This window comes from Staphylococcus sp. HMSC13A10 (assembly GCF_001808005.1).
GTDB lineage: Bacteria > Bacillota > Bacilli > Staphylococcales > Staphylococcaceae > Staphylococcus > Staphylococcus pasteuri.
Window position 1 is genome coordinate 155,696 of record NZ_KV791884.1, and the last position, 19,618, is coordinate 175,313.

At 30.9% G+C, this 19,618-nt stretch carries 18 protein-coding genes; 1 reads left to right on the plus strand and 17 read right to left on the minus strand.

Annotated elements, in window-relative coordinates:
* The 15 genes from ybeY to lepA form a co-directional block, all read right to left on the minus strand.
* Complete coding sequence (gene ybeY, locus HMPREF3125_RS11065; RefSeq protein WP_017636278.1) at positions 1–468, minus strand: rRNA maturation RNase YbeY; 468 nt, start codon at positions 466–468, stop codon at positions 1–3.
* Entirely contained in the window at positions 469–1,416 is a 948-nt protein-coding gene (locus HMPREF3125_RS11070) for a PhoH family protein (RefSeq protein ID WP_017636279.1), read from the minus strand.
* Positions 1,417–1,759: 343 nt separating this feature from the next.
* Positions 1,760–2,455, minus strand: a complete 696-nt coding sequence (locus HMPREF3125_RS11075; protein WP_070453878.1) for an iron transporter — start codon at positions 2,453–2,455, stop codon at positions 1,760–1,762.
* A gap of 15 nt (positions 2,456–2,470) precedes the next feature.
* On the minus strand, positions 2,471–3,460 hold the full coding sequence (floA, locus tag HMPREF3125_RS11080; RefSeq protein WP_017636281.1) for a flotillin-like protein FloA: 990 nt from the start codon (positions 3,458–3,460) through the stop codon (positions 2,471–2,473).
* 18 nt (positions 3,461–3,478) lie between these two features.
* Positions 3,479–4,156 (minus strand): NfeD family protein, encoded by a 678-nt coding sequence (locus HMPREF3125_RS11085; protein ID WP_254388032.1) that lies wholly within the window; start codon positions 4,154–4,156, stop codon positions 3,479–3,481.
* Positions 4,157–4,398: 242 nt separating this feature from the next.
* Complete coding sequence (gene rpsU, locus HMPREF3125_RS11090) at positions 4,399–4,575, minus strand: 30S ribosomal protein S21 (RefSeq protein WP_000048060.1); 177 nt, start codon at positions 4,573–4,575, stop codon at positions 4,399–4,401.
* Between the two features lie 126 nt (positions 4,576–4,701).
* Positions 4,702–6,048, minus strand: coding sequence for a tRNA (N(6)-L-threonylcarbamoyladenosine(37)-C(2))-methylthiotransferase MtaB (gene mtaB / locus HMPREF3125_RS11095; protein ID WP_070453882.1), 1,347 nt, complete (start codon positions 6,046–6,048; stop codon positions 4,702–4,704).
* Positions 6,049–6,053: 5 nt separating this feature from the next.
* Positions 6,054–6,806 carry a 16S rRNA (uracil(1498)-N(3))-methyltransferase gene (locus HMPREF3125_RS11100; protein ID WP_017636284.1) on the minus strand — a complete coding sequence of 251 codons (753 nt, stop codon included), beginning with the start codon at positions 6,804–6,806 and terminating at the stop codon, positions 6,054–6,056.
* Position 6,807: 1 nt separating this feature from the next.
* The gene (gene prmA, locus HMPREF3125_RS11105) at positions 6,808–7,746 is read right to left on the minus strand and encodes a 50S ribosomal protein L11 methyltransferase (RefSeq protein WP_017636285.1); all 939 of its coding nucleotides are present in this window, start codon (positions 7,744–7,746) and stop codon (positions 6,808–6,810) included.
* Between the two features lie 5 nt (positions 7,747–7,751).
* On the minus strand, positions 7,752–8,888 hold the full coding sequence (gene dnaJ / locus HMPREF3125_RS11110; protein ID WP_029055731.1) for a molecular chaperone DnaJ: 1,137 nt from the start codon (positions 8,886–8,888) through the stop codon (positions 7,752–7,754).
* Between the two features lie 141 nt (positions 8,889–9,029).
* Positions 9,030–10,844 carry a molecular chaperone DnaK gene (dnaK, locus tag HMPREF3125_RS11115; RefSeq protein ID WP_070453884.1) on the minus strand — a complete coding sequence of 605 codons (1,815 nt, stop codon included), beginning with the start codon at positions 10,842–10,844 and terminating at the stop codon, positions 9,030–9,032.
* A gap of 53 nt (positions 10,845–10,897) precedes the next feature.
* A complete protein-coding gene (gene grpE, locus HMPREF3125_RS11120) occupies positions 10,898–11,548 on the minus strand; it encodes a nucleotide exchange factor GrpE (protein WP_017636288.1) in 651 nt (216 codons plus the stop codon).
* A gap of 30 nt (positions 11,549–11,578) precedes the next feature.
* Positions 11,579–12,556: a heat-inducible transcriptional repressor HrcA gene (gene hrcA / locus HMPREF3125_RS11125; protein WP_070453885.1), complete on the minus strand. Its 978-nt coding sequence runs from the start codon at positions 12,554–12,556 to the stop codon at positions 11,579–11,581.
* Between the two features lie 101 nt (positions 12,557–12,657).
* Complete coding sequence (hemW, locus tag HMPREF3125_RS11130) at positions 12,658–13,791, minus strand: radical SAM family heme chaperone HemW (protein ID WP_070453887.1); 1,134 nt, start codon at positions 13,789–13,791, stop codon at positions 12,658–12,660.
* Between the two features lie 164 nt (positions 13,792–13,955).
* A complete protein-coding gene (lepA, locus tag HMPREF3125_RS11135; protein WP_070453889.1) occupies positions 13,956–15,779 on the minus strand; it encodes a translation elongation factor 4 in 1,824 nt (607 codons plus the stop codon).
* Between the two features lie 331 nt (positions 15,780–16,110).
* Here lepA and rpsT point away from each other — a divergent pair, with 331 nt between their 5' ends.
* The gene (gene rpsT, locus HMPREF3125_RS11140) at positions 16,111–16,362 is read left to right on the plus strand and encodes a 30S ribosomal protein S20 (RefSeq protein WP_002451849.1); all 252 of its coding nucleotides are present in this window, start codon (positions 16,111–16,113) and stop codon (positions 16,360–16,362) included.
* A 71-nt stretch (positions 16,363–16,433) separates the two neighbouring features.
* Here the strand turns inward: rpsT and holA are convergent, their stop codons facing one another.
* Positions 16,434–17,408: a DNA polymerase III subunit delta gene (holA, locus tag HMPREF3125_RS11145; protein ID WP_070453891.1), complete on the minus strand. Its 975-nt coding sequence runs from the start codon at positions 17,406–17,408 to the stop codon at positions 16,434–16,436.
* A gap of 70 nt (positions 17,409–17,478) precedes the next feature.
* The gene (locus tag HMPREF3125_RS11150; RefSeq protein ID WP_256278101.1) at positions 17,479–19,503 is read right to left on the minus strand and encodes a DNA internalization-related competence protein ComEC/Rec2; all 2,025 of its coding nucleotides are present in this window, start codon (positions 19,501–19,503) and stop codon (positions 17,479–17,481) included.
* Between the last annotated feature and the right edge of the window lie 115 nt (positions 19,504–19,618).

Genomic DNA, 19,618 nt, shown 5'->3' on the forward strand with positions numbered 1-19,618 from the left:
TTAATCTCTCGTCAATCCATAAGCATTTAATATAGCATCTTGACGACCAAACATTTCTTTTTCATCTTCTTCATTCATATGATCATATCCTAATAAGTGAAGAAAACCATGTAACGCTAAAAACCCTAATTCACGTTCAAAAGAGTGACCATAAGACTCTGCTTGTTCTTGTGCAACATCCGTACATATTATAATGTCTCCCAATACTCTTGGAATATCAAATTCGCTTGTATCAATTTCTGGCTCATCTTCTTCTAAAGCAAATGATATTACATCTGTCACTTTATCTTTATCTCTGTACATTTTATTAATTTCTTGAATTTCAGTTTTATCAACGAAGGTTATGGATAATTCAGCGTTTTCATTAATTTGCTCTTCTTGTTTAGCGAAGTTCAATAAATTTTCTATTTGTTCATACCAATCATCATTTACTAATTCTGTGTGATCACTAAAATCTATTGTAAACATTTAGTCCTCTCCTTCGTATCTATCTATGATTTTACTTACAAGTGGATGTCTTACTACATCGTCTTGCTCTAGTTTCATGATACTAATTCCTTTAACGCCATGTAGTTTTTTTACTGCTTCTTTCAAACCACTATTAACACCTTTTGGTAAATCTATTTGTGTTTGGTCACCAGTTACTACCATTTTTGAACCAAAACCTAAGCGCGTTAAGAACATTTTCATTTGTGCATGTGTTGTATTCTGTGCTTCGTCTAATATTACGAATGCATCATCTAATGTTCGACCACGCATATATGCTAAAGGCGCGATTTCAATAATACCTCTTTCAATGAATCGAGCTGTTTGTTCTCTACCTAATACAGTATTCAATCCATCATAAAGTGGTCTTAAATATGGATCAACTTTTTCTTTTAAATCACCTGGTAAGAAACCTAGTGATTCACCTGCTTCAACAGCTGGACGTGTTAACACAATACGTTTAACATTCCCTTTACGCAATTGTTTAGCAGCATATACAACAGCTAAAAATGTTTTACCTGTACCAGCAGGTCCAATACCAAATACTAAGTCATTTCTATTCATAGCATTGACATACATACGTTGTCCCATTGTTTTAGCGCGGATAGTTTTGCCGAACGCATCTTTTGTTATTTCTTCTTCATATAAATCTAAAAGTTGTTGAATGGTTCCATTTTCTGCCATCTTAATAGCAGCTTCAACATCTTTAAGCGTAATATTATTTCCCAATTCAATCACTTTTAATAAATTGGTTAGAACTAATTCGGCTTTTTCTACATGCTCAATTTTTTCACCTTTAACAGCGATTTCTTGTCCACGAGCATGAATTACGACATCAAAACTATCTTCAATAGCTTTTAAATGTTCATCATTATTTCCAATTAAAGCTTGGGATTGATTAATGTCGTCGATTTGAATTATTCCAGGCATAAACGCGCTCCTTTTCAAATTACAGTTTTATAATTCAATACACCCATTTTAAGGGCTAACATACTTATATTATACCATTCTTGAACATATATTAATTAAGATTCGTTTCAATTTAAATAACAATTTACTATAAAACTAGCTTTTTCAATAACGAAGTGAGCTATCGTAGACTTAACCTTTTAAAACAAGAAGTGGTAATACAACTAAATTTTACTAAATTCTAAATATCTACTCAAATTTTATTAATATAAGTAATAAAAAAGATACTTCTAAAAACAATATTTAAAAGTAGTATTTAATGTTGAAAAAAGCTCGAGACATTTCTGCCCCGAGCTATTACAAATTAAAGTTGTTTAGGTTTATTTAAAATTTCATTCCAAATAATACCATTCACTATTTCATCATTATCAAATTGAAAAGCTGACTTACTCATATTACGTTCTACATTTTGTGAATTGAGTAATTGTTTTAATCTGACTCTTTTCGTACGTTCTGAAAGATATTTATCATTAATAATATCTTGCGCCTTTTTCTCAATTAAAGCGAGCTGTTTTTCTTTTTCCCTATCTATCTCACTTCTTACATTCTTTAAATCTTGATGTAAATTTGATTCAAGTTCTTTACGTAAATTTTCAGCGCTTTCATCTCTAGATGTTGATTGTTTTACAGGTTCACGTACTTCTTTTTCATTATGATAAGGTGTTGGATCTGGTTTAGGAATGGAATCATCATAGTCAGTAGGTCTACGATGTAATTCTTCAGATGTAGGTTTACTGTTCTCTATTTCTTGATTCAATGGAGGGAGATTATCATCAAATGTTCTTTTTTTATCACTTGATGTTTCTCCATTAATTTCATCACTAAGTTCTTTAAATGTCTTTTCAAATTCTTCGAAAAAACCACCTTTTTTTGGTTGTTGGTTTTCTTTAGGTGTGGACGGTGGTTTTTGATTTTGTCTTTCCTCATGACTCTTATCACGTAGGGTACTAATTATTGTTGCTATGATCGATATGACAAAAATAATTATCCCAATATTCATTTAATCACCCCACAATTATTGTTCTGGTGATTCGTCATCATTTTGATCAGTACGTTTATTAATGGCATTTCTCATGCCTGTGTCAGCTTCAATATTTTTTAGATTATAATAATCTTTTACACCAATGTTTCCAGAACGTAAAGCCTCAGCCATTGCTAATGGAACTTCTGATTCTGCTTCTACAACTTTAGCACGCATTTCTTGAACTCTTGCTTTCATTTCTTGTTCTGATGCTACTGCCATTGCACGACGTTCTTCAGCTTTCGCTTGTGCAATATTTTTATCTGCAAGTGCTTGCTCAGTTTGTAGATCGGCACCAATGTTTTTACTAATATCTACATCGGCAATATCAATTGATAAAATTTCAAATGCAGTTCCTGAATCTAAACCTTTACTTAGCACTGTTTTTGAAATATTATCCGGATTTTCAAGAACCTCAGTGTGGTGTTGACTTGAACCAATAGTAGAAACAATACCTTCACCTACACGTGCTATAATTGTTTCTTCACCAGCACCACCGACTAAACGGGCAATATTCGCGCGTACAGTGATACGTGCTTTAGCTTTAACTTCAATACCATTCATAGCTACACCAGCGATAAAAGGTGTTTCAATTACTTTAGGATTTACAGACATTTGAACTGCTTCTAAAACATCTCTACCTGCTAAGTCAATCGCTGCACCACGTTCAAATGGTAAATCTATGTCTGCACGTTGAGCAGCAATGTTTGCATCAACGACTCTATCTACATTACCGCCTGCTAAATAATGAGATTCAAGTTGATTTGTTTTTAAATTTAAACCAGCTTTATGTGCTTTAATTAAAGGACCAATTACTTTTCTTGGTGATACTCTTCTTAAACGCATACCTACTAAAGTACCGATACCAACATGAACACCAGCTGCTAAAGCTGAAATCCATAGGCCTACAGGTACAAATGAAAATAGTATTAATAAAGCTACAACAATAATGACTGCAATTATTATAAATCCAATACTAATCATTTTAACTCTCCTTTATAACTATTCTATTTCTCTTACTACGACACGTGTGCCTTCAACTTCAAGTATCTTTACTTGTCTGTTTCTTAATATGAATGTGCCATCAGAAACTGCATCAATACGTTCATCATCTAACTTAATGATACCAGCAGGTCTAAGGTCCGTGACGGTTTGAGCCGTTTTACCGACTAAATGAGAGCGATCATCGTGAGAAGTGAACCCTGATTCAGCATTAGTTGAATCTTTCAAAATAACTTTATCTAAAAATGGAATATTTTTCTTAAATATTTTCACTAATACCACCCATTCAATTATTGATAATATTAGAGCTACAATCACATTACCTAACATAAGTAGCAGGTTATTGCCTAACATCACAATACTAATTGATATGAGTATTATGCCAATAATACCTATGACTGCACCAACAATAAATAATTCGATAATAACGAATAAAACGCCAATAGCAAAAAGTATTACAGATAATATGTTGACATCACCTTTAATAAGAAAACCTAGAAACAAAATTAATAACGATAATGATGCTAAGATACCAATCATATTTATTTTTTTAGAATATAATTGATATAAAAACCCTAGAAAAATAATACATGTTAGAAGAAGTGATACCAACGGATGGACAATTACGTTAGTTATATCTTTAACCCAACTATTTTCAGTTGAAAATTGAGTTAACAGTAAAGTATGTATTACATTTGAATATGTCACTATTTCACCTCACTCTCACCATAATTATACATGAAAACGCAGACATATTATAGTGATTTAGTAATATATAAAAATATTTATTAAATTAAATTTAAACTCAATTTATAAAAGTTAGTTTTCTATAGATAACAAAAAACACCTCAGTTATTACAACTAAGGTGTTTCATATTTATAATTAACATTCTTGTTGAGGGAGTCAACAGTGTTATTAATTATTTGAATTTACGTTTACGTGCAGCTTCTGATTTCTTTTTACGTTTAACACTAGGTTTTTCGTAAAATTCACGTTTACGTACTTCTTGGATAGTACCACTTTTTGAAACTGAACGCTTAAATCGACGTAAAGCATCTTCAAGTGATTCATTTTTACGTACTACTGTTTTAGACATCTGTATTTCCCTCCCTCCAAATATCAACGGAACTTTATATTCAATCGCATAGTAAAACTATGCTTTTATTAGTATAATATATCTGTAATATCCGGTCAATTACTAATATTTATATTTTTAAAATAATTAAACAAGTACTTCTTGTTCAGATTTATTTGTAGCATGATCAACAATACGAATAGCTTTACCTTTATTTATAGGATAATTGGCTTTTTGAATTTTAACTTTCACAATTTGACCTATTAAATCTTCATTGCCTTCAAATTCAACTTTCATGTAATTATCAGCATATCCAACTAAAGTGTTTGGTGTTTCTCCACTTTCCTCAGGAATGACTTCAAGTACTTCATCTTCAAATTTAGATGCATATTCTTTAGCTAATTGATTACTTAATTCAATTAATTTATGCACACGTTCATTTTTGATTTCTTCATCGATTTGGTCGTCCATTCTTGCAGCTGGAGTACCAATACGAGATGAATATGGGAAAACATGTAATTCTGAGAATTTATGCTTCACAATAAAGTCGTATGTTTCTTGGAATTCTTCTTCTGTTTCGCCAGGGAAACCAACGATAACGTCACTAGTAATAGCTACATCTGGTAAAACTTGATGTAATTTAGTAATTCTTTCTGAGAAGTGTTCCATTGTATATTTACGTCTCATACGTTTTAACACTGTATCTGATCCAGATTGTAAAGGTACATGTAAATGTCTTACAATCTTATTTGAGCTTTCAAGAACACTGATTACTTCATCAGTTAATTGACTTGCTTCAATTGATGAAATACGAATACGCTCTAAACCATCAACTTGATCTAAATCTCTTAATAATTGAGCTAAATTATAATTTTTTAAATCTTGTCCATATCCGCCTGTGTGAATACCAGTTAATACGATTTCTTTATAACCAGAGTTAACTAAAGTAGTCGCTTGTTCCACTACTTTTTCAGGATCTCTAGATCTCATTAATCCACGAGCCCATGGAATAATACAGAATGTACAGAAATTATTACATCCCTCTTGAATTTTTAATGATGCTCTTGTTCTATCTGTAAAGTATGGCACATCTAACTCTTCATATTTACGATTTTTCATAATATTACCAACACCATTAATTGGTTGACGTTCTTTTTGGAATTCATCAATGTAATCAAGTAATTTATGACGGTCTTGTGTACCTACGACTACATCTACACCTGAAATTTCCATAATTTCAGCAGAAGATGTTTGTGCATAACAACCAGTTACACATACTACAGCATCAGGATTTTTTCTGATTGCTCTTCTTATAATTTGTCTACTTTTTTTATCTCCGGTATTCGTTACAGTACAAGTATTAATAACAAATACATCTGCATTTGTTTCAAAATCTACTCTTTCGTAATCTGCTTCTTTAAATAATTGCCAAATTGCTTCAGTTTCATAGTGGTTAACTTTACAACCTAAAGTGTGAAACGCAACTGTTGACATATTGTTCACCCCATTAATTCTTTTTCATAACTTAACGCGCTCAATGCATATAGTGGCGCTGTTTCTGCCCGTAAAATTCTTGGTCCTAAACCAACTAACTGTGAATTTGATTTTAACATTGACACTTCTTCATCAGAAAGTCCGCCTTCTGGACCAAATATAAGTAATACACGATCTTGTGGCTTAAATTGTTTTAACATATGTTTGAAATGACTATTTTCGTTATGTTTGGCTTGTTCTTCATAAGCAACAAGAACATAATCATACTGAATTATGATATCACAAATTGCCTTTGAATTCGATAGATAATTAATTTGAGGAATTGTTAATCTATAGCTTTGTTCTGCAGCTTCCTTGATTATTTTTTGCCATCGTTCTAGTTTTTTAGAGATTTTTGCATTGTTTAATTTAACAATAGATCGGTCCATTTCTACTGCCAAAAATTCACTGGCACCTAGTTCAGTTGCTTTTTGAATCATCCATTCATATTTATCAGCCTTAATCAAACCACTGCAAATAGTAATATGTTGCGGTAACTCAGTATTAATTTCTTGCTTTTCGATTAATTCTAACTCTATATTTTGATCAGATATATTAGTTATTTTACACGTATAAACATTTTTATCATTAAATGTGATTACTATTTTATGTCCTTCAGAATGGCGCATTACATTTTTAATATGATGCATATCTTCTTTATCTGTAATAAAAAAACGCTGACTTTCATCAGCGTTTTGATTAATAAAATATCTTTGCAAATTAGTCACTCACTTTCTGACCAACGATACATACCCAACCGTTGTCATGTTGAACTGAAATAATTTTAAAACCTACACGCTTCATATGTTCTTCAATTTCTTCATATTTTTCTTCAATTATACCTGAAGTTATAAAGTAACCTTCTTCATTGACTGTATTATAAGCGTCTTCAATCATTTCATCAATAATATGAGCTAAAATATTTGCAATGACAATATCAAATTTTTCATTTTCATCTTTTAATAAATTACCAGGAACAGCTTCAATCTCATTTAGACAATGGTTTTTTTCAAAGTTTTCTTTGGCTACATTAACAGCCATTTGATCAATATCTAATGCCTTTATCCTTTTAACACCTATCAAATGACTAGCTATACTTAATATTCCAGAACCTGTACCAACATCGATGACACTGTGTTGTGGAGTCACATATGTTTCAATAGCTTTTAAACACATACTCGTCGTTGGATGGTCTCCCGTTCCGAAAGCCATACCTGGATCTAATTCTATAAGTAACTCTTCATCTGATTCTTTATTGTAAGTTTCCCAACTAGGAACGATAGTAAATTTATTAGATGCTCGGAAAGGATGAAAATAATTTTTCCATTCATTTTCCCAATCTTCTTCTGCAATTGTAGTTTCACTTATATTAAAAATAGATTTATCTATATCTTTTAATGCTAGAATTTCTTCTTCAATACTAGTACGTAAATTCTCATTAAAATTCACTTCATTGAAATAAGCTTTTAAACGTACTCCTTTTTCTGGATAGTCCTCAGGTTTAAGTTCATAAATTTCACCGAACTTATCTTCTGGGGGATTGATTAAATCATTTGAGTCTTCTACTACTACTCCGTTAGACCCGTAGTTCTCAAGTATATCAGTAACCAAGAATTCAACCTCATGATTAACTACGATCGAAAGTTCCGTCCAATTCATTTTTGTTATTCTCCTTTGAAGAATCTTCTAGCTTTATCTTTAAAATTTGAAGGCTGTTCATTTAGTTCTTCACCATTAATATCAGCAAATTCTTTCATAATTTCTTTTTGTCGTTCAGTCATTTTAGTTGGTGTAAGCACTTTAATGTTTACAAATAAATCACCGTGTCCATAACCATGAACATTTTTAATACCTTTATCTTTAAGGCGGAATTGTTTACCTGTTTGAGTTCCAGAAGGAATAGTTAATACAACGTTACTATTTAAAGTTGGTATTTTCACTTCGTCACCTAGTGCTGCTTGAGGGAAACTAATATTTAAATCATAGTAAATGTCGTCTCCATCACGTTTAAACACTTCAGAAGGTTTAACTCTGAATACAACATATAAGTCTCCACTTGGTCCTCCGTTTACACCTGGTGAACCTTCGCCAGCTAAACGAATTTGTTGTTCATTATCGACACCTTCTGGAATAGTAACTTCTAATTTAACTGTTTTATTTTCAGTACCTTTACCGTGACAAGTTGGACATGGCTCTTCAAATTCTTGTCCACTACCTTCACATTTAGGGCAAACTTGTTCAGTTCTAACTCTTCCTAAGATCGTATTTTGTTCAACTGAAACAGAACCTGCTCCGTTACAATAGCTACATGTTTTTTTCTTAGTACCAGGTTTAGCACCCTCACCATCACATGTATGACAAGTTACATCTTTACGAATTGAAATCTCTTTCTTACCACCGAAAACTGCTTCATCAAATGTGATCGTCATAGTATATTGCAAGTCGTCACCTTTGCGTGGTGCATTTGGATCTCTTTGTCTAGAGGCACCTCCGAAGAATGAACTAAATATATCTTCGAAACCGCCGCCACTGAATCCACCAAAGTCACCGCCGCCAAATCCTTGGCTGCCGAAACCACCTTGTGGACCATCATGTCCAAATTGATCGTAATTTGCTCGTTTGTTATCATCACTTAAAACTTCGTAGGCTTCAGATATTTCTTTGAATTTTTCATCTGCGCCTTCTTCTTTATTTATATCAGGGTGATATTTTTTTGATAATTTTCTGTAAGCTTTTTTAATTTCGTCTTTAGAAGCACTTTTACTTACCCCTAAGACTTCATAATAATCTCTTTTGGCCACAGTAACCTCTCCTTTTTTACTAACAAGATAAGTTTAACTAATTCATAACAACTATCCAAATAAAAAGCCAAAGCCAATGTACAATTGACTTTGACTTTTTTAAAATAGCTTTAATTGAAGTTGATTAGTTCGACTTAAATATTATTTTTTATCTTCGTCGTCTTTAACTTCTTTAAATTCAGCATCTTCTACAGTGCTATCTTGATTTTGTTCACCAGATTCACCTTGAGCTTGTTGGTAAACTTTTGCTGATAAGTCTTGAACAACTTTTTCAAGTTCTTCTTTTTTAGCTTTAATGTCTTCAACATCTTCGCCTTCAAGAGCAGATTTTAATGCTTCTTTTTTGTCTTCAGCATTTTTCTTATCTTCTTCACCGATATTTTCACCTAAGTCGTTAATAGTTTTTTCAACTTGGAATACTAGGCTATCTGCTTCGTTTCTTAAGTCTACTTCTTCACGACGTTTTTTATCAGCTTCAGCATTTTCTTCAGCGTCTTTTACCATACGATCGATTTCATCGTCTGATAATGAAGAGCTTGATTGGATAGTAATATTTTGTTCTTTATTAGTACCAAGGTCTTTTGCAGTAACATTTACAATACCATTTTTATCAATATCGAATGTTACTTCAATTTGAGGTACACCACGTGGAGCTGGTGGAATGTCTGTTAATTGGAAACGACCTAATGTTTTGTTATCTGAAGCCATAGGACGTTCACCTTGTAATACATGAATATCTACTGCTGGTTGATTATCAGCTGCTGTTGAGTATACTTGTGATTTTGAAGTTGGGATAGTAGTATTACGTTCAATTAACGTATTCATACGTCCACCCATGATTTCAATACCTAATGATAATGGTGTTACGTCTAATAGTACAACGTCTTTAACATCACCAGTGATTACGCCACCTTGAATTGCTGCACCCATTGCTACTACTTCGTCTGGGTTTACACCTTTATGTGGATCTTTACCGATTTCTTTTTTAACAGCATCTTGAACTGCTGGAATACGTGTTGAACCACCAACTAAGATGACTTCATCAATATCTGTGTTTGATAATCCAGCATCTTTCATTGCTTGACGAGTTGGTTCCATTGTACGTTTGATTAATGAATCTGCTAACTCTTCAAATTTAGAACGAGTTAAGTTGATTTCTAAGTGTAATGGACCACTTTCACCAGCAGAGATGAATGGTAATGAGATTTGAGTTTGAGATACACCAGATAAGTCTTTTTTAGCTTTTTCAGCAGCGTCTTTAAGACGTTGTAAAGCCATTTTGTCTTGTGATAAATCTACACCGTTTTCTTTTTTGAATTCTGATACTAAGTGGTCAATGATTACTTGGTCAAAGTCATCCCCACCTAATTTGTTGTCACCTGCAGTTGAAAGTACTTCAAATACGCCGTCACCTAATTCTAAGATTGAAACGTCGAAAGTACCGCCACCTAAGTCGAATACTAATACTTTTTGATCTTGTTCAGTTTTATCTAAACCATAAGCTAATGCAGCAGCTGTTGGTTCATTGATAATACGTTCTACTTCTAAACCAGCAATTTTACCAGCATCTTTAGTTGCTTGACGTTCAGCGTCATTGAAGTATGCAGGTACTGTGATAACAGCTTTATCTACTTTATCACCTAAATAGCTTTCAGCAGTGTTTTTTAAGTTTTGTAATACCATTGCTGAAATTTCTTGTGGTGTGTATGATTTACCTTCTATATCTACTTTGTAATCTGTACCCATATGACGTTTGATAGATTGTACAGTATTTGGATTAGTAATAGCTTGTCGTTTAGCTACTTCGCCGACTTGTGTTTCACCATTTTTAAAAGCCACAACAGATGGTGTTGTACGAGCACCTTCAGGGTTTTGAATAACTTTTGGTTCGTCACCTTCTAATACTGCTACACAAGAGTTTGTTGTTCCTAAGTCAATACCGATTACTTTACTCATAATAAAATTCCTCCAATTGTTATATTTATGTTTTCAATGTTTTTTCGCCAATATTATTGGTTTACTTTAACCATTGATGGTCTTAATACTCTATCTTTTAATTTGTACCCTTTTTGTAGTTCTTGAGTGATAATACCTGAACCATATTCAGGATTGTCATCTTGAACTACTGCCTGGTGTACATTAGGGTCAAATTCTTGTCCTTCAGATTCAATTTCTTCAAGACCATTGTCTTTTAAGGCTCTTAACAGACTTTCATGAACCATTTGAACGCCTTTTTGAAGTGATTTAAATGATTCATCTTCACCTTCAATTTGTAGTGCACGTTCAATATTGTCGATAGTTGGTAAAATATCTGTTAGTACACCTTGAGATTGATACATTTTATTGATTTTATTTTCGTTCTGAATTCTACGTTTATAGTTTTCAAATTCAGCATATAATCTTAAATATTTCTCTTCGTTGTCATTTGCTAACTTTTGTAAGTCATTAATTTCTTGATCTTTTGGATCAATGCTTTCATTATCAGTTTCTTCAGAAGAAACTGTTTCATTGTTTGATTCTTCTTGCGTTTCTACATCTTGCGTATTATTAGATTCAGTGTTATCAACTGAAGTCGCTGTTTCTTCAGATTGTGTATCTGTTGTTTGGTTGTCTGTTTCTGTTTCAGTATTTTGTTTCACTGATTCATCTTTTTCTGTCATTTTGTGCCCTCCAATACAATTCTAATTACGTTACCAAATTCGGTTAAGTAATTGAATTACATTTTGATAATGCATCGCAGTTGGTCCAATAACCGCAATTTGACCTTTGAGTTTCTCATCAAAGTGATACTGTGTTGATACTATTGATATATCACTTAAATTTTCATCTATTTCTTTACCAATTTTTACATTGATTTGAGAATTGGATATATCATCTAAAAATTCAATAATTCTATTTGATTCGATATACTGCAAAATTGGTTGAATAGAAGATACATTAGATTCATTCAATGCATCAATCAGTTTAACCTTTCCACCCATGTAAATGCTATTACTTTGATTGGAAATGTGTAAATTCATCATTTTAACTAATTCTTTAATGAATTGTGCTTCATTTTGAGTTTGTGCGAATCTTTCTATTTCATCAATTTGACCTTTAATTAACTTATTATATTGATTTGATAGGAAATTGGATATCTTATTCAATTCATCATTAGTTAAAGGTAATTCAGATGTAAGATGCACATTTTCAACATAGCCTGATGAAAATACTAAAATCATTATTATTAAATGATTATTTGCTCGAATCAAATGAATATTATTAATAATGTCTTGATTATGGTTGGGACGAACAACCAACGTTGCATATTGAGACATCATAGATAGTTCATTTGCAAAATACGTTAATGCAGAAGAAGTATCATAATGATTCTCAATCATTAACTGATTTAAACGTTGAATTTTGTTTGAGTTTTGATGAGATGTTTGTTCTAATAATTGATTTACATAGTATCTAAAACCTAATTCGGATGGTGACCTTCCTGAAGATGTATGAACCTTTTCAATGAAATCCATATCTTCCAGTTGTTTCATTTCATTCCGAATTGTCGCTGGACTTACATTTAAGTCGTGACGATCAATTAAAGTTTTAGAACCAATGGGTTGTCCATAATCAACATAATCTTCAACAATTGCATTAAGAATGCTTAATTGTCTATCTGTTATCATGTTTTCACCTCATTAGCACTCTTTTCTCTTAAGTGCTAATTATAATTTATCAAATTGGTCAAAGTAAGTCAACGTTAAAGCATTAGAAATTTAAATTTATTTTAGATATTTAATAAAAATGCTTCAAAAACCTCGTTACCAATGACTTTACCTCTCTCCGTAAGATAAATATAATCTGATTTTTCCTCAATCAACTTTCTATTTTTTAAATCATTAATAGTTTGACCAAATACATTTTCAATTGATGTATTAAACTTCTCATTGAATTTAGTCATACTAACGCCTTGATTTAATCTTAGTCCTAAAAACATCTCTTCTTCCATTTGCTCATTTATAGTTGGTTCAGTTTGAGTAAGAAGAGGTACTTCTTCATTTTTAATAGCTTTAATATAATGATTAACAGGGTTAACATTTGTATAACGTACTCCATTTGTATATCCACTTGCGCCCGCACCGAAACCATAATATTCCTCATTTAACCAATAAACTTTATTGTGTTCAGATTCGTGTCCTTCAATAGCAAAATTTGAAATCTCATATTGATGGAATCTTGAATTTTCAATTTTATGCATTAATAATTGATACATTTCTGCACCTAAATCTTCGTTAGGTAGTTTGAGATGACCTTTCCTATACATATTATAAAATTGGGTTTTGGGTTCTAGTATGAGTCCATAACTAGATATATGATCAATATCCATTTGCATTGCTAAATCTAAACTATTTTCAAAATCTTGAAGAGTTTGTTGTGGTAAATGATACATTAAATCTAAACTAATAGATTCTATACCAGCATCTCTAGCATTTTTAACTGCATTATAAATATCTTCGGTTTTATGTGTTCTTCCTAAAATATTTAGTAGTTCTGGTTTGAACGTTTGTACACCCATTGATATGCGATTTACACCATAAGATTTTAGTAATTTCACTTTCTCAAATGTAAGTTCATCTGGATTTGCCTCAAAGCTGTATTCGCCTTCAATATTAAATAGATTATTGATTCCTGATAATAATTTTGTAAGTTGATCTATATTCAATGCAGTTGGCGTACCTCCACCAACATACATCGTTTTTAAATTGGTATTTGAATGTTTAGTACGTCTTTCCATTTCTAATAGTAATGAATCCAAATAGTCATCAACTGGTTGCTTATCAATAAAATATTTATTGAAATCACAATAAGTACATATTCTGACACAAAACGGTATATGAATATAAGCACTTTGTATGGTCACTTTAATTCCTCCACAAGATATGACTTTATTTTTATTAAAAAATTAGAGGCGGGATAGAATTAAGTTAAAAATCAATTCTGGTCCCACCTCGTATCAAATGTTAATGTTTAAATCTTAATTAAAAAGTGTTTTTAAATACAAAGTCACACTTAATAACGTCATTATTATTCTTCATCCATTTTAAGTACTGCTAAGAATGCATCTTGAGGAATCTCTACATTACCAACAGCTTTCATTTTAGCTTTACCAGCTTTTTGTTTTTCTAAAAGTTTACGTTTACGACTAATGTCCCCACCATAACATTTAGATAATACGTTTTTACCCATAGATTTAATGTTTGTACGTGCTACTATTTTTTGACCAATTGCAGCTTGTACAGGTACTTCGAATTGTTGTCTAGGGATTAATGTTTTTAATTTTTCAACTAGTGATTTACCACGTTCATATGCAAATTCTTTGTGGACTATAAAGCTAAGCGCATCTACTTTTTCACCATTAAGTAGGATGTCCATTTTAACTAAATCACTTTCTTTATTTTCAATAAATTCGTAATCAAATGATGCATAACCTTTAGTATTAGATTTAAGTTGATCAAAGAAATCAAATACAACTTCTGATAAAGGAATTTCATAAACGATGTTAACTCGAATGTCATCTAAGTAATCCATATTAACAAATTGGCCACGCTTACGTTGACATAGTTCCATGACTGCACCCACATAATCATTAGGTACCATCATTGTTGCTCTAACATATGGTTCATAAATTTTTTCTATACGATCACGTTCAGGCATTTGTGCTGGGTTATCAACTGTGACTTCAGATCCATCTTTTAATATACATTGATAAATTACTGATGGAGCAGTTGCAATCAATTCAATTCCAAATTCACGTTCGATTCTTTCTTGAATGATTTCCATGTGTAACATACCTAAGAATCCAGTTCTATAACCAAAACCTAAGGCTTGTGATGATTCTGGTTCAAATTCTAATGAAGCATCGTTTAATTGTAGTTTTTCAAGCGCTTCACGTAAATCATTATAATTTTTATTATCAATTGGGAATAAACCACAATAAACCATTGGATTCATTTTTTTATAACCTTGTAATGGTTTCTCAGCAGGTCTATTCGCTAAAGTAATAGTATCACCGACACGTGAATCATCAACATTTTTAATACTTGCAATGATATAACCAACATCACCGACAGTTAATTCGTCCACAGGTAGTTGTTTTGGAGTATTAATACCTACTTCAGTCACTTCAAATTCTTTACCTGTTGCCATCATTTTAATCTTATCTCCAGCTTTTACTACGCCATCAATAATTCTAATTGATGAAATAACACCGCGGTACGGATCATATTCTGAATCAAAAATTAATGCTTTTAATGGAGCTTCTAGGTCTCCTTCAGGTGGTGGGACAACTTCTACAATTTTTTCAAGAATTTCTTCAATACCAATATTAGATTTTGCACTTGCAAGAACTACATCATCTTGGTCAAGACCAATAACATCTTCAAGTTCTTGCTTAACTCTTTCAGGTTCAGCTGCTGGAAGATCAATTTTATTAACTACTGGTAATAGTTCTAAGTTATTATCTAAAGCTAGGTATACATTAGCTAGTGTTTGTGCTTCTATACCTTGTGCAGCGTCGACTACTAAAATAGCACCTTCACATGCAGCCAATGATCTTGAAACTTCATATGTAAAATCGACATGTCCAGGTGTATCGATTAAATGGAATGTATATGTTTCTCCATCTTTAGCTTCGTATTTTAATCTAACAGCATTTAATTTAATTGTGATACCACGTTCTCTTTCTAAATCCATTGAATCTAACAATTGATCTTGCATATCTCTAGTTTCTACTGATTTCGTATTTTCAAGAATTCTATCAGCTAAGGTAGATTTACCGTGGTCTATATGAGCTATAATAGAGAAATTTCTAATCTTATCTCTTCTATTGTATCGTTCTTGCTTATCCATTATATCCTTCTCACTTTCATATTTATAACCCGTATTTGTACATCTTTGATATGATAACGTTTTTAAATTGTAAATGCAAACATCTAATTAATCGTTTAAATAAACCATTTACTTTGATAAACTAATACTTATATTGGTTTAAGTTTAATATTGCATACTTTATTATAAAGTGTAATGAACTTAATTCCAATACTATAATGTGATATTCATTTATTAGCGTAGCCATTAAATAAATGATTGCACAAAGATAGTACATTTGATAAAATATTTCTTGTTGTAATCAAATATAATTTAATTTGATAAGTTAGTTCACTTTTAGGAGGTGACAGTAATGCCAAACATTAAATCTGCAGTTAAACGTGTTAAAACAACTCAAACTGCTGAAGAACGTAATATTTCTAAGAAAAATACTATGCGTACAGCAGTTAAACGTGCGAAATCAGCTATTGAGACAAATGCCGATAACAAAAATGAATTAGTAAGCTTTGCTATTAAGCAATTAGATAAAGCTGCTCAAAGCAACTTAATCCACTCTAACAAAGCTGATCGCGTAAAATCACAATTGATGAGCGCTAACAAATAATTATAAATAAAAGCTAGTTCGCCTAATAGGTCGAACTAGCTTTTATTTTTTTATGTAATAACCAATCAATCTTATAATGATAAAATAAACAATTCTAAAATCAGTTGTTTATACATATATGAAGATTTCAATTTATAATCAGTTTCTGCACAAGAATTTATAATATTTAAAAGATCTTCTAACTGATAATGTCTTACCTGCCCCAATGCTAATTTCACTCTATATGGATGCACATTGACTGTTTTAGCTATTTGTTGCCCACTATATCCTTTTTGACTTAAAATCTTACATTGGTAATATAACCTATAATTACTAGTTATCAATGCTAATAATTTAATTGGTTCTTCCTTCATATTAATTAAATCTTTGACCAGTTGTATTGCTTTATTTTTTTGGCGTTTTTGAATATATTCTGTTAACAGAAATACATTTTGTTCTAAACTACGATTAATGATTTGATTCACATCGTCTTTATTTATAGTCGGTCTATCACCTAAAAATAGCATTAATTTATCTAATTCTTGTGAGATAATATTGAAATTAATACCGGTTAACTCAATCATATTATTTAGTGCGTCTTGTTTGATGTCCTTAAAATTATCATTTAATTTTGATTGAATCCATTTTTTTATTTCTTCTTCAGACATTTGTTCAACTTTTTTTAATTGTCCATTTTTCTTAAGTGTTTTGGTTAATTTTTTTCGTTCATCTAATTTATTTTGAAATACTTCAAAAACTATAAGGTTTTCACCATCATATTTTTCAATAAATTCAAGTAATTGGTCGGTATTTTGATTCAATTCTTTGGTAACCTTTTCACCCGTAAAGACATATGCATTCTGAACTAAAATTGCCTTTTTATCTGAAAAAAATGGCATTGTTAATGCTTCTTCAATGATTGGTGTAATTTCAGTTTCATATAAATTATATTTCACATAGTTGAAGTCATCTTTTTCTGATTGTAAATATTTATTTATCATTTCTGAACTCTTTTTCTCAACTAAGTCTGGTACCTCTCCATATACCATAATGATATTGTCAGACATGCATTACACCCTTTCCATATAGTTCACATTAAGAAATTATATCACGTAATAAACTCTAACCTCTACCAATTTATTTTTGTTGCTTAGTTGATATTGATAAATTTGAATCTAGTTTAACAGTTATCTCCCCGTTTATTTGGGTATCTAAAACTTTACTTCCAGATTGACGTAACCGTATAATTACTTCTTGATTTGGCAAATGATATTTATTACCTTTACCACTTGATATAAGACTGATTTTTGGAGTTATGTGTTGTATTAAATTTGCAGAATTACTTGTTTTACTGCCATGATGCGCAACTTTCAAAATATCTATTTTAGGTAATTGATATCGATTTAACAGTAGTTCCTCATTATTAATAGTCATATCACCAGTAAGTAAAATAGTTTTATTTTTATATTTTAATAATGTAACAATTGAGTGTTCATTTTTATCGTCGCTTTCTTGAATATAAGTGTCTAAAAATTCAAGTTTCCCATCTTTAATAGATAAAGAATTGAGTAAGTTAATATCCATGAAATTGATACCATTTAACTGACAAATACTTTTAATATTTGCTAGGACATCTTTAGGATAACTTGATGGCTCTATAATAATATTTTTGATGTTTATATGATTACTTAAATATGGTAATTCACCCATGTGGTCTAAATGAGGATGTGTAATAATTAAATAATCAATTGTAGATATCCCCTTAGCTTTTAAACTTGGTAAAATCTTATATTTAGTTATATTATTATTAGATTTAGTGTGACTGTCAGTTAGTTTTCCACCAGTGTCAATCATAATATTTAGATTGTACTCAGTATGAAATAAAATGCTGTCTCCCTGACCAACATCTAACATTGTTAACTCTGTTTCTGAAGGCCTCGATGTATATATAATTATTATAATGCTAAGAAAAATTATCGAAACAGACGTTAAAATATTTCTTTTAACGAATAAAAATAATGAAATGAACACAGAAATTATTAAAAACACTATTGCGAAAGTGTTTAACTCAGGAACAAAAATTCTAATGTACTTTAATGAAAGAAATAAAGAAAGAAATAGATCATGTATACGGTAACTATAATTTATTACTGTATTTAAAATTAATAAGTGGGTTGTGAAGTGGCTAAGAAAGAAAAATATAATCGCTAGCGGAAAGATAATAAGGCTATATAAAGGAACGAAAATTAAATTTGAAACTAATCCTATCCATTGAATTTGATTAAAATAGTAGACAGTAATTACTGACGCTCCTAATTGAGCTATAATTGTCACTGACATTAATAATTTTAGTCCAGTAAGTTCCTTTAATAATGGTGTAGAAATTATAAGGAAGAATGAAATAAAAAAGCTAAACTGAAAACCAATATCAAAAACTATCAGTGGATTGATAAAATACATTAATATAAAAATAAAAGAGAGTATATCTAACGGTTTACTTTTAAACTGTCTAGGAAGAATGAGTAAAATTATGCCGACTAATATAGATCTAACTGCGCTAGGAGCAAAATCAGTATAAAAAGCATATAGAGGTAATATAAGTAGAAGTAAAAGCTTAATTAATAAATATGGTGTGTTCAATCTCACAAAAGCGGAATGTACTAAATAAATAATTGCAGCAACATGTGAACCACTTACTGCAAGTAAATGATAAATTCCTATTTCTTTAACATCGTCAATAAATGATTGATTTAATGTTGATGTGTCACCAGTAATCAAAGCTAGTAACCTATCGTGATAAACATTTTTTGTTTTACTCATTTGATTCTGAATATAACTTTGATGTTTGGCTATAGGATTAATTTTCTTATTTTGTGTACAACTATTTAAATCTATCTGTTTAATAAATATTATAGGCTGATTCGAATTTAATAACTGTAAATCTCCGTTTATAGCACATCTATAATTATCAATATTCAATCGATTATAATCACCTTGATGTCTGTAATAAAACTTTACATTGTGGTCATGCCATTCAAGGAGTCCTTTATAGATATTACTTTCTTTGTTTAATTTAATAAAAGTTACTGCTTCATTAATATGTTTACTATTCTTAATATTTTGCATTTCTTGTTTATGTTTAGTAAGTGCTAAATTTAACATTAAAACACTAAGTAATACTGAGATACATACCAAGAATAGATATTGCTTAATTACATTTTTTCTTATTAATAGAAACATTAGCATACAAAGTATAAAAGTAGAGAGCACTTTGTTA

Excerpts from the sequence above, each read along its gene's own strand:
- rpsT (WP_002451849.1), top strand. The coding sequence starts at position 16,111 with ATGCCAAACATTAAATCTGCAGTTAAACGTGTTAAAACAACTCAAACT.
- HMPREF3125_RS11070 (WP_017636279.1), bottom strand. The coding sequence starts at position 1,416 with ATGCCTGGAATAATTCAAATCGACGACATTAATCAATCCCAAGCTTTA.
- prmA (WP_017636285.1), bottom strand. The coding sequence starts at position 7,746 with ATGAATTGGACGGAACTTTCGATCGTAGTTAATCATGAGGTTGAATTC.
- dnaK (WP_070453884.1), bottom strand. The coding sequence starts at position 10,844 with ATGAGTAAAGTAATCGGTATTGACTTAGGAACAACAAACTCTTGTGTA.
- rpsU (WP_000048060.1), bottom strand. The coding sequence starts at position 4,575 with ATGTCTAAAACAGTAGTACGTAAAAATGAATCACTTGAAGATGCTTTA.
- mtaB (WP_070453882.1), bottom strand. The coding sequence starts at position 6,048 with ATGTCAACAGTTGCGTTTCACACTTTAGGTTGTAAAGTTAACCACTAT.
- lepA (WP_070453889.1), bottom strand. The coding sequence starts at position 15,779 with ATGGATAAGCAAGAACGATACAATAGAAGAGATAAGATTAGAAATTTC.
- holA (WP_070453891.1), bottom strand. The coding sequence starts at position 17,408 with ATGTCTGACAATATCATTATGGTATATGGAGAGGTACCAGACTTAGTT.
- grpE (WP_017636288.1), bottom strand. The coding sequence starts at position 11,548 with ATGACAGAAAAAGATGAATCAGTGAAACAAAATACTGAAACAGAAACA.
- hrcA (WP_070453885.1), bottom strand. The coding sequence starts at position 12,556 with ATGATAACAGATAGACAATTAAGCATTCTTAATGCAATTGTTGAAGAT.
- floA (WP_017636281.1), bottom strand. The coding sequence starts at position 3,460 with ATGATTAGTATTGGATTTATAATAATTGCAGTCATTATTGTTGTAGCT.
- HMPREF3125_RS11075 (WP_070453878.1), bottom strand. The coding sequence starts at position 2,455 with ATGAATATTGGGATAATTATTTTTGTCATATCGATCATAGCAACAATA.
- ybeY (WP_017636278.1), bottom strand. The coding sequence starts at position 468 with ATGTTTACAATAGATTTTAGTGATCACACAGAATTAGTAAATGATGAT.
- HMPREF3125_RS11150 (WP_256278101.1), bottom strand. The coding sequence starts at position 19,503 with ATGTTAAATTTAGCACTTACTAAACATAAACAAGAAATGCAAAATATT.